At 72.3% G+C, this 8875-nt stretch carries 10 protein-coding genes; 3 read left to right on the forward strand and 7 right to left on the reverse strand.

Annotation, left to right across the window (positions count from 1 at the left end; translation table 11 throughout):
• Positions 1-428: 428 nt before the first annotated feature.
• From ACR9ZK_RS19170 to ACR9ZK_RS19190, 5 genes are all read right to left on the reverse strand, one after another.
• Positions 429-1664, reverse strand: a complete 1236-nt coding sequence (locus ACR9ZK_RS19170; RefSeq protein WP_481343571.1) for a PhoH family protein — start codon at positions 1662-1664, stop codon at positions 429-431.
• A gap of 463 nt (positions 1665-2127) precedes the next feature.
• The gene (locus ACR9ZK_RS19175) at positions 2128-2451 is read right to left on the reverse strand and encodes a hypothetical protein (protein WP_481343559.1); all 324 of its coding nucleotides are present in this window, start codon (positions 2449-2451) and stop codon (positions 2128-2130) included.
• On the reverse strand, positions 2448-3119 hold the full coding sequence (locus ACR9ZK_RS19180; RefSeq protein ID WP_481343561.1) for a hypothetical protein: 672 nt from the start codon (positions 3117-3119) through the stop codon (positions 2448-2450). The genes ACR9ZK_RS19175 and ACR9ZK_RS19180 overlap by 4 nt, the downstream gene beginning before the upstream one ends.
• 148 nt (positions 3120-3267) lie before the next feature.
• Entirely contained in the window at positions 3268-4233 is a 966-nt protein-coding gene (locus tag ACR9ZK_RS19185) for a WXG100 family type VII secretion target (protein WP_481343562.1), read from the reverse strand.
• A 98-nt stretch (positions 4234-4331) separates the two neighbouring features.
• Entirely contained in the window at positions 4332-5093 is a 762-nt protein-coding gene (locus ACR9ZK_RS19190; RefSeq protein ID WP_481343563.1) for an isoprenyl transferase, read from the reverse strand.
• Positions 5094-5335: 242 nt separating this feature from the next.
• Between ACR9ZK_RS19190 and trhA the strand changes: the two genes are divergently transcribed.
• On the forward strand, positions 5336-6040 hold the full coding sequence (gene trhA, locus ACR9ZK_RS19195) for a PAQR family membrane homeostasis protein TrhA (RefSeq protein ID WP_481343564.1): 705 nt from the start codon (positions 5336-5338) through the stop codon (positions 6038-6040).
• 43 nt (positions 6041-6083) lie between these two features.
• Here trhA and ACR9ZK_RS19200 read toward each other — a convergent pair whose 3' ends face one another.
• Positions 6084-6401 (reverse strand): hypothetical protein, encoded by a 318-nt coding sequence (locus ACR9ZK_RS19200; protein WP_481343566.1) that lies wholly within the window; start codon positions 6399-6401, stop codon positions 6084-6086.
• Positions 6401-7495, reverse strand: a complete 1095-nt coding sequence (gene mca, locus ACR9ZK_RS19205; RefSeq protein WP_481343567.1) for a mycothiol conjugate amidase Mca — start codon at positions 7493-7495, stop codon at positions 6401-6403. Before mca ends, ACR9ZK_RS19200 begins: the two co-directional genes overlap by 1 nt.
• A 268-nt stretch (positions 7496-7763) precedes the next feature.
• Here mca and ACR9ZK_RS19210 point away from each other — a divergent pair, with 268 nt between their 5' ends.
• Positions 7764-8132: a DUF4307 domain-containing protein gene (locus ACR9ZK_RS19210; RefSeq protein WP_481343569.1), complete on the forward strand. Its 369-nt coding sequence runs from the start codon at positions 7764-7766 to the stop codon at positions 8130-8132.
• 224 nt (positions 8133-8356) lie between these two features.
• Positions 8357-8875 (forward strand): transcription elongation factor GreA (gene greA / locus ACR9ZK_RS19215; protein WP_481343570.1); only part of this gene is annotated, 519 nt, incomplete at its 3' end.

Consider the following 8875-nt stretch of genomic DNA (forward strand, 5'->3'; position numbering starts at 1 on the left):
GCGTCCCCGCGCGTCCCGAGCCGGACCGGCACCACGCCGACCGCCTCGCCCCGGACGCCGGGGCGGGGTGCGGGGGTCGACGCGTTGCGGTGGCGGCCTTCGTACCGTGCCATGGAGGTGGGGTCAGCCTTCCTGCGGTGTGGGACACGTCGACCGTCTGCGCGGGTCGGGGCCCGCGCAGGGCGCAGGGCAGCGCACCTGGCGGCGGTGGTCGACGGGGTGGAGGGGCGGTGCTCTCGGGCGGGTGACGGCCCGCTCCCCGCAGCCAGGCCGTTACCGTTCCGAGATCTTCAGGGCCCCACCGTGCCAGCCGACCCCACCTCGAGGCAAGTCGGCGTCCACAGCAGCGCTACGGTGCACCCGGGTGGCCGCACGGGAAGGGTCCCCGAGCGACGCGCTCGGGGACCCTGTCCTGCGTATGACCAGGGTCACATCTCGATGCCCTCGAGCAGGTCGGTGACCAGGGCGGCGATGGGGCTGCGCTCGCTGCGGGTCAGCGTCACGTGGGCGAAGAGCGGGTGGCCCTTGAGCTTCTCGATGACCGCCGCGACGCCGTCGTGCCGGCCGACCCTGAGGTTGTCGCGCTGGGCGACGTCGTGGGTCAGCACGACCTTGCTGTTCTGCCCGATGCGGGACAGGACCGTCAGCAGGACGTTGCGCTCGAGCGACTGTGCCTCGTCGACGACGACGAACGCGTCGTGCAGGGAGCGACCGCGGATGTGCGTCAGCGGCAGCACCTCGAGCAGCCCGCGGTCCATGACCTCCTCGACGACCTCGGTCGACACGAGCGCCCCGAGGGTGTCGAAGACCGCCTGCCCCCACGGGTTCATCTTCTCCTGCTCGGTGCCGGGCAGGTACCCGAGCTCCTGGCCGCCGACCGCGAACAGCGGGCGGAAGACGATGACCTTGCGCTGCGCCCGCCGCTCCATGACCGACTCGAGGCCGGCGCAGAGGGCGAGCGCCGACTTGCCCGTGCCGGCACGGCCGCCGAGGCTGACGATGCCGATGTCGGGGTCGAGCAGCAGGTCGAGGGCGATGCGCTGCTCGGCGCTGCGGCCGTGCAGGCCGAACGCGTCACGGTCGCCTCGCACGAGCCGGATCTGCTTGTCGGCCCCGACCCGCCCCAGACCGCTTCCCCGCGGCGAGAGCAGGACGAGACCGGTGTGGCAGGGCAGCTCGGCCGCACCGGCGTGCTCGATGCGGCCCCGGTCGTACAGCTGGTCGAGCTCGTCGGTCGTGACCTCGAGCTCCATGAGGCCGGTCCAGCCGGAGTCGACGCCCTGCTCGTGGCGGTACTCCTCCGCCTCGAGACCGCACGCCGAGGCCTTGACCCGCATCGGGAGGTCCTTGCTGACGATCGTGACGTCGGCGCCCTCGTTCGACAGGTTCTTGGCCACCGACAGGATGCGGGTGTCGTTGTCGCCGAGGCGGAACCCGGCCGGCAGCGACATGGGGTCGGTGTGGTTGAGCTCGACGCGAAGGGTCCCGCCGGCGTCGCCGACGCGGACCGGCTCGTCGAGGCGCCCGGCGCTGATGCGCAGGTCGTCGAGGAGACGCAGGGCCTGGCGGGCGAAGTAGCCGAGCTCGGGATGGTGTCGCTTGCCCTCGAGCTCGGTGACGACGACGACGGGCAGGACCACCTCGTGCTCGGCGAACCGGAGCATCGCCCGGGGGTCGGACAGGAGCACCGACGTGTCGAGGACGTACGTCTTGTGCGGAGGACGTCGCTTGCGGGTGGTGGCGCGTGTGGAGGCCGCGGCCGGCTTGGTGGTCGTGCTGGCGTAGTCCGTCGTGACCGGACGTGTCGTGCGTGCCATGTCCCACTCCCTACGCGGCGCGCGTCGCGCGCCTACTCGCTCCCGAGATGCCGGGCGGTGACCACCAGAGGGTGGCGCTGGGCCCGGCCCTCCGTCCTGAGCGATCGCTCCATGGGTGGGCCTCCTGGCAACGTCCGACGGGTGTCGGCCGTTGGCACGACGGTACGACCCGGGACCGACGGCGGGGCGCATTGAGCGGCCGGGAGTCGTCGTGTCGCCCGAGTGTTCACCCTGCGGTCACCGCCCCGGCCCCGGCACCGCGGCGTCGGTGATGCGTCGCGGCGGCGGTGGCGCGCCGCGGCAGCCGGCGTCAGGACCAGGGCGAGCGGCCCATGACCCGCACGTACTCCCGCTTCCACGCCCACCGCCGAACGGCGATGCCGAGCCCGACGAGCCCGAGGCCACCGAAGATCGCGAGGATGAGGTAGGCGACGCCCATCGCACCCTCGGCCCCCTGGTCGGCGCCCTTCTTGACCATGAGGAAGAAGACGATGCCGAGGACGATGAAGGCGAGGAAGAACAGGGCCATGAGCGCCGGCTCGCGGATCTTGAGCGTGAGCAGGCCGCGGTCCTGGCTGACGTAGGAGAAGGGCTCCTTCGGCGGCGTCGGGCCACCGGTGTGCGGGGTGCTCACGCGGGAACCCCCTCGGTGTAGAGGCCGCCGACGGCCTCGAGCAGGCCGGCCTCGTCGACGACGCCACCGGTGCCGGTGCCGGGTCCCGCGACGTCGCGCAGCGCCTCGTAGCCGGAACCGGACCGGCGGATCGCGAGGTTGCTCGCGCCCCCGAGGGTCTGCACCTCGAGGAACACGCCGACGGCCGGGTTGGCCGCGAACCGCTCGCGGACGAGCGACGTGACGAGGGCTGCGCGGTCGACGTCCGGCTCGCCGAGGCGGACGAACCACGACGCGAGCTGCCGGGGCTGCATGAGCGCCGTCACGGCGTCGGACTCGAGGAAGACGGCGACGTCGAGCTGGCTGACGTCGTCGCCGACGAGGCCGATCCGGGTCCACCGCGTCGCCGCGCCGGTGACGTACTCGACGAGCGCCGCGTTCGAGAGGGTCTCGCCGGTGCCGTCGTCCGCGAGCCGGAACCAGCCGCGGGAGGCCAGGCCGGACGCGCCGGCGAGGAGGGCGCCCTCGTCCGCGACGCGTGGGTCGAGCATGAGGATGTGGCGCGAGCGTTCCCCGGCCGGGGTCTCGTGCCGGGACAGCAGGTAGGCCAGCTCGCCGGCGCCGAGGCCGAAGACCTCGTCGGGCAGGTCGAAGGCCGCCAGCGGCGTGCCCTTCATCGGGTCGGACATGGTGCTCCTCGTCGTCCTCGTGCGTCGGGTCGTGCAGTCGTGCCAGTCGTGCGGTCGTGCGATGGGTCATGCCGGTCGGCGGCACGGTTGTCGGTCGGTCGGCGGTCGTGATGGTGCCAGTCTGGGTGGCGACGGCGCGGATCGCCCGTCAGAAGGGCCAGACCTTCTCGGCGACGTCGCCGACCGCGTCGACGGCGTCGCCGGCCACGTCACCGACCGCGTCGACGGCGTCGGAGGCGACGTCGCCCACGGCGTCGACGGCGTCGGACGTGAAGTCGGAGATGGTGTCCCAGTTGTCGTAGACGAGCTGGCCCACCGCCATGCCGCCCGCGGCGATGCCGCAGACGACGTCGACCGGCGGCGGCGTCATGAGGGCGGCGGCGCCGAGGCCCGTCATGACCGAGTCGTAGCCGGCGCGGCCGTAGTTGCCGTCGGCGATGTCGTTGGCGACGGTGAAGCCGCCGAAGGCGACGCCCACCGGGCCGAGCGCCTTGCCGACCGTGCCGACCGTGCGCGCGAGCGCACCCCCCTCGGCGAGCGAGGGCAGGAACCGGGACAGGGTGCTCCAGTTCTTCGGGTTGAGCGCATCGCCGAACTCCGCGAGACGGCCGGTCTTCCACGCCTGCGACAGGTTCTTGAAGACGCCGAGGTCGCGGTCCCAGCTACCGAGGTTGGACAGGAAGTTGCGGATCTTCATGCCGGTCCCGAGCAGGCCCACCGCGGTGCCGATGCCCTTGATGGGCGTCCAGATGCCCTTGAGGAGGTCGTAGCCGGGGATGCCGCCGTCGTCGCCGCTGCCGTCGCGCCCGCCAGGGCCGAGGGGCCCCGCCCCGCCGGCGCCCGGGCCGCTCGTCGTGTCCTGCTGGCCGGCGTTGCGGCGCAGGGCCTCCGCGAGCCGGCCGAGGTCGGTGCCGAACTGCGTCAGCTGGGCGTCGAGCGGGGGCCAGCGGCTCATCAGGTGCTCGAGGTCGCCACCACCCCAGTTGCCCCTGATCGAGTTGACCGCGCGGGTGGCCTCGCCCCGGACGGTCTCGCACTCGCGGGCGTGCGCCGTGATCCGCTCGGCCGCCGAACGCAGCGCGACCGGGTCGGCACCCTTCTTGTAGATGGCCATTGGCTCTCCCCTGTGATGGACGACGTCCGCAACCTATGCACCGGCTCGCCGGGCTGCAATGGGGAGCGGTCCCCGTCGCAGCCGCCGGCCGCCCGTGCTCACGCGCCGAACCGCCGGTGCCGTCCGGCGTAGGCGCGCAGGGCCCGGAGGAAGTCGACGTGCCGGAAGTCGGGCCAGTAGGCCTCGCAGAAGTAGAACTCCGACGTCGCGCTCTGCCAGAGGAGGAACCCGCCGAGGCGCTGCTCCCCCGAGGTCCGGATGACGAGGTCCGGGTCGGGCTGGCCCTTGGTGTAGAGGTGCCCGGCGATGTCCTCGACGGTGATTCCGGCCGCGATCTGCTCGATCGACTCGCCGCGCGCCGCGCGTTCGAGGAGGAGGTCGCGGACCGCGTCGGCGATCTCGCGGCGTCCGCCGTAGCCGACGGCGACGTTGACGGTCATGCCGGTGACGGCGGCGGTGCGCTCGGCCGAGGTGCGCAGGCTCTCGGCCGTCGGCGCGGGCAGCAGGTCGAGCGCGCCGACGATGCGGACGTGCCAGTTGCCGGTGTCGGCGAGGTCGGAGACGGCCGTCTCGATGATGCGCAGGAGCGGCTCGAGCTCCTCCGGGGGACGGCGTAGGTTGTCGGTCGACAGCAACCAGAGGGTCACGTACTCGACGCCGGCCTCGCGGCACCACTCGAGCAGCTCCTCGATCTTGTCGGCGCCGGCCTGGTGGCCGGTGGCGGTGCCCTCGCCGCGGGCCTTGGCCCAGCGGCGGTTGCCGTCGAGCATGACGGCGACGTGGCGTGGCAGCAACTCGCGGGGCAGGTCCTTGAGGACCCGGCGCTCATACGCGCCGTAGACCACATCGCGCCACCCCACGGGGCCTCCTCGTCGGTGTCGGACGTGCCGGTGTCGGACGCCGCGGCGTCGATCGTGCCGGTCGATCGTGCCGGTCGATGCTCGGGCAGCCCCGGTGGGCCACGGCTCCCACCGTACCCCTCGCCCTGTCGCGTCCCGCCGCTGCAGGGTGGCTCGACCCACGTCGTTCACACGACCTTCACAGGAGCTGCTGAGCACCTACTGGTCCGTAACCTACGGTTGCGTAGGTTAGACTCCCCGCCATGACCAGAGAGCAGCACCGCGCCTCTGAGGAGGCTGGCCCCGTCGCCGAGGTCGTCGCCGCCGTCAAGCCGCGTCTGCGTGGCTGGCTGCATCTCGGCATGTTCCCCGTGTCCGTCGTCGGCGGGCTCGTCCTCGTGCTCCTGTCCGATCCCGGGGCCGTGCGGACGGCCTCCCTGGTCTTCACCGTCACCGCCGCGCTGCTCTTCGGGGTGTCGGCGGTGTACCACCGCGGCACGTGGGGTCCCCGGGCCAGTGGGCTGCTCAAACGCCTGGACCACTCCAACATCTACCTCATCATCGCCGGCACGTACACGCCGTTCGCCGTCACGCTCCTGCCCGGCACGCAGGCCCGGATCCTCCTGTCGATCATCTGGGGCGCCGCCATCGCCGGCGTCGCCTTCCGCGTCGTGTGGGTCAGTGCGCCGCGATGGCTCTACACCGGCCTCTACATCGCGCTCGGGTGGACCGCGGTCTTCTACGTCGTGCCGTTCTGGAGGGCGGGCGGCCCGCTCATCGGCTCGCTCATCGGCCTCGGCGGCATCCTCTACACCCTCGGCGGGGTGGTCTACGGCACGAAGCGGCCCAACCCCTCGCCGCGCTGGTTCGGCTTCCACGAGGTCTTCCACGCCTTCACCCTCGGCGGCTTCGCCTCGCACTTCGCCGCCGTCGCCCTCGCGGTCGTCGGCTACCAGGCCGTGAGCTGAGGCTTCCCCTCTCGCCGCGTGGTCCGTCCCGGGCTGTGGGCCCTCAGCGCCGCGGGCGCCCCGGGTCGGTTCCCGCGCCGCCCGACGCGTCGGTCTCATCGGGCCCGTCGCCGGCGAACGGGTCGCCCGACCCCGACGCCGCGTCGGCCCGACGCGTCCGCAGACCCTCGGCATCGGCGGGCGCGTCCGCGTCGGTGAGGGCGTTGTCCTCGACCTCGGCGCGCTCACGGTCGCGGTAGGCCATCCGGCGCAGCCGCGAGTTCATGTTGCGCACGAGGAACCACAGCGCCACCGCCAGGACGAAGAAGGCGATGAAGCCCCAGATCCCGGGCCCGATGGGCAGGTTGCCGCCGTCGGCCATCAGTCGTCCACCTCCTCGCCGGACGCGTCCGCGCCGGCCCGTTCCTCGGTGTGCTCGTCGGTGTGCTCGTCGGCCTGCTGGTCGGTGTGCTCGTCGGTGTGCGTCTCCGCACTGTCCCCGTGGACGACCCCGCCGGGCGACGTCGCCTCGTGCGCACCCTCCTGCGGCTCCGGCGCCTCGGGCTGGCGGCCGTCGTAGACGACGCCCAGGTCGCGGCGGGTCGCGAGCGCGTCCGCCTCCTCCGGCGTCCCGAGCCCGGCGAAGAGGTCGTCCTCGCCCTCGATGACCGGCACGTAGGACAGGGCGGCCTCGAACTCCTCGACGGGCCACACCCGCTGCTGGATCGACAGCGGCACCTGGAACCAGAACCCGTCCGGGTCGACCTGCGTCGCGTGGGCCAGGAGCGCCCGGTCACGCACGTCGAAGTAGTCGCCGCACCGGATGGTCGTCGTCGGACGACCGTCGCGGCGGGGCTTCCAGTTGGCGAGCCACTCGGCGTACGGGCTCTCGAGTCCCTCTGTGACCATCGCCTCGTGGATGAGCGTCAGCCGCTCCTTGCTCCAGCCGCCGTTGTAGTAGATCTTGAGCGGCTGCCACGGTGCCCCGGCGTGGGGGAAGCGCTCGGGGTCACCGGCCGCCTCGAAGGCGGCCATCGCGACCCGGTGACACATGATGTGGTCCGGGTGCGGGTAGCCGCCCTTCTCGTCGTAGGTCGTCATGACGTGCGGGCGCCAGGCCCGGATGACGCGCACGAGCGCCTCGGTCGTCACCTCGAGGTCCTCGAGGCCGAAGCAGCCGTCGGGCAGCGGCGGGAGCGGGTCCCCTTCGGGCAGGCCCGAGTCGACGAAGCCGAGCCACGTGTGCTCGCAGCCGAGGACCTCCTGGGCCGCCTTCATCTCGTCGCGGCGCACCTGGACGATGTCGCGCAGGATGTGGGGGTCGTTCTTCAGCTTCTCGTTGAGGATGTCGCCGCGCTCGCCCCCGGTGCACGAGACGACCATGACGGACGCGCCCTCGGCGACGTACTTCGCGGTGGTCGCGGCCCCCTTGCTCGACTCGTCGTCGGGGTGCGCGTGCACCGCCATCAACCTCATGCCCTCGGCCACGTGGCTCCCTGCTGTCGTCCCTGATCGGTGGTTGGGTTCGCGCGAGGCCGCCGGGTGGGCGCGCCGTCGTCACGGGGCGACCGGCCGCTGCTGGACCGCGTGGACCGCGTGGACCGCATGGACCGCATGGACCGCGTGGACTGCTGCCGGACCGCCGTCGGGCGCCGGCGTCCCGTGGGGGACACTGGACCCGACCGACATCCTCTCACTCCCCGTGGCGCCTTCCGCCCGGGCCTCGACCGTCAGGACCCTTCGCATGCCGTCGCGACCGACGCTCCCCCGTCTCGCCCCCGGCACGGCGAAGTGGTGGGTCATCGGGACCCTCGGTGTCCTCGCCATGTCGGCCGTCGCCGTGTGGTTCGGCTTGGCCGCGACGCTCGGGCGTCCCGCGTTCGAGACCCTCGGCTACAAGGTCGTCGACGACCGCACCGTCCGCGTCACCTTCACCCTGACGCGTCCGGAGGGGCGGGCCATGACGTGCACCGTCGAGGCGCTGGCCCGGGACTTCTCCCCCGTCGGCACCGCACGGGTCGACGTGCCTGCCGGGCCCGACACCGTGACGACGACGACCACCCTGCGCACCACCTCTCGGGCCGTCACCGGGCAGGTGCGCGACTGCTCCTGAACGCCGGTCGAACCGCGACGAACCACCGCGGTACGGACGCCCGCTGCACGCCATGACCTGCGTGTGCGACGAGCCCTTTGCTACGCTTGGTCTTTCACCCAGGGTCCGGACCGGTCACCCACGCAGGCACGTGCCAGCAGGCGACAGCCACGGTCGGGCCCTTCGTACATGTGAGACGCCCACGCGGACCCGCGTGGGCGTCGGTTCATCGAGGAGTGACACAAGTGACCGAGACTGCTGCTGGTGGTTTCCTGACGCAGGAGGCCTACGACCGCCTCAAGGCGGAGCTGGACCACCTGTCCGGCGAGGGTCGCATCGAGATCGCGCAGAAGATCGAGGAGGCCCGTGAGGAGGGCGACCTCAAGGAGAACGGTGGCTACCACGCCGCGCGCGAGGAGCAGGGCAAGATGGAGGCCCGGATCCGCCAGCTCACCGAGCTGCTGCACAACGCGAAGATCGGCGAGACCCCGGCCGACGACGGCGTCGTCGAGCCCGGCATGGTCGTCACCGTGGAGATCTTCGGTGACGAGGAGACGTTCCTCCTCGGCAACCGCGAGATCGCGGACGGCTCGGACCTGCAGGTGTTCTCCGAGAAGTCCGCGATGGGCGCGGCGATCAACGGCAAGAGCGTCGGCGACAGCACGTCCTACGAGGCGCCGAACGGCAAGACCGTCGAGGTGAAGATCCTCGCGGCCAAGCCCTACACCTGTCTCTTATACACATCTGACGCTGCCGACGACGGA

It is taken from the genome of Monashia sp. HAY1-5C (assembly GCF_056755255.1).

What these genes read in the sequence shown, in the direction of transcription:
- ACR9ZK_RS19170 (WP_481343571.1), bottom strand. Translation starts at nt 1,664, where the DNA reads ATGCTCCGGTTCGCCGAGCACGAGGTGGTCCTGCCCGTCGTCGTCGTC.
- ACR9ZK_RS19180 (WP_481343561.1), bottom strand. Translation starts at nt 3,119, where the DNA reads ATGTCCGACCCGATGAAGGGCACGCCGCTGGCGGCCTTCGACCTGCCC.
- ACR9ZK_RS19185 (WP_481343562.1), bottom strand. Translation starts at nt 4,233, where the DNA reads ATGGCCATCTACAAGAAGGGTGCCGACCCGGTCGCGCTGCGTTCGGCG.
- trhA (WP_481343564.1), top strand. Translation starts at nt 5,336, where the DNA reads ATGACCAGAGAGCAGCACCGCGCCTCTGAGGAGGCTGGCCCCGTCGCC.
- ACR9ZK_RS19200 (WP_481343566.1), bottom strand. Translation starts at nt 6,401, where the DNA reads ATGGCCGACGGCGGCAACCTGCCCATCGGGCCCGGGATCTGGGGCTTC.
- mca (WP_481343567.1), bottom strand. Translation starts at nt 7,495, where the DNA reads ATGAGGTTGATGGCGGTGCACGCGCACCCCGACGACGAGTCGAGCAAG.
- ACR9ZK_RS19210 (WP_481343569.1), top strand. Translation starts at nt 7,764, where the DNA reads ATGCCGTCGCGACCGACGCTCCCCCGTCTCGCCCCCGGCACGGCGAAG.